Source organism: Klebsiella sp. SWET4 (assembly GCF_024296565.1).
GTDB lineage: Bacteria > Pseudomonadota > Gammaproteobacteria > Enterobacterales > Enterobacteriaceae > Klebsiella > Klebsiella variicola.
On the sequence record NZ_JANCOB010000056.1, the window covers coordinates 560 to 1143 of the forward strand.

General features: G+C 68.0%; 1 protein-coding gene and 1 pseudogene. Both read right to left on the reverse strand.

Annotated elements, in window-relative coordinates; genetic code table 11:
- The coding region (locus tag NKJ21_RS27480; RefSeq protein ID WP_254733464.1) for an ATP-binding protein at positions 1-343 on the reverse strand (343 nt) is incomplete at its 3' end.
- An 11-nt stretch (positions 344-354) separates the two neighbouring features.
- Positions 355-584: pseudogene (locus NKJ21_RS27485) on the reverse strand (IS21 family transposase); the annotation flags it as partial.

Genomic DNA, 584 nt, shown 5'->3' on the forward strand with positions numbered 1-584 from the left:
GCCAGCTCTTGCCGACGCCGGCCGGGCCGCAGATCAGCAGGTTGGCATGGTCATCGATCCAGCGGCCCTCGACAAGCTTGGCGAACAGCGGGCGGTCGAGGCCGCGCGGGGTGCGGTAGTCGATGTCCTCGACGCACGCTTGCTGACGCAGCTTCGCATAGCGCAGGCGGGTGGCGAGCCGCTTATCGTGGCGCAGTGATGCTTCACGTTCGAGCAGCAGCGCGAGCCATTCGGCGTGACCGAGGCTTGCGGCCTCGCCGGTTGCTTCGATATCGACGAAGGCATTGGCCATGCCGTGGAGGCCGAGGGCGTTGAGGCGGTCGAGGGTCGGATGGGTGAGCAAGGGACGGTCTCCTAATTGTAGTAGCGCGGTCCGCGGATGTTGGCATGCAGGATCGGCGCATCGTCCGCGGAGCGCTGATGAGCGGGACGCCGATCGAGATTGTTGGCGAGGATCGATTTGACCGAGCCGTAGGTGCGCGCGCCGATGTCGATCGCCCGCGCAGCCGCGGCGTCCAGCCGTCCGCGCCCATAGGAGCCGGCGAGCCTGAGGATGCCGAGGCCGGCGCGGAAGCCTTGCTCGG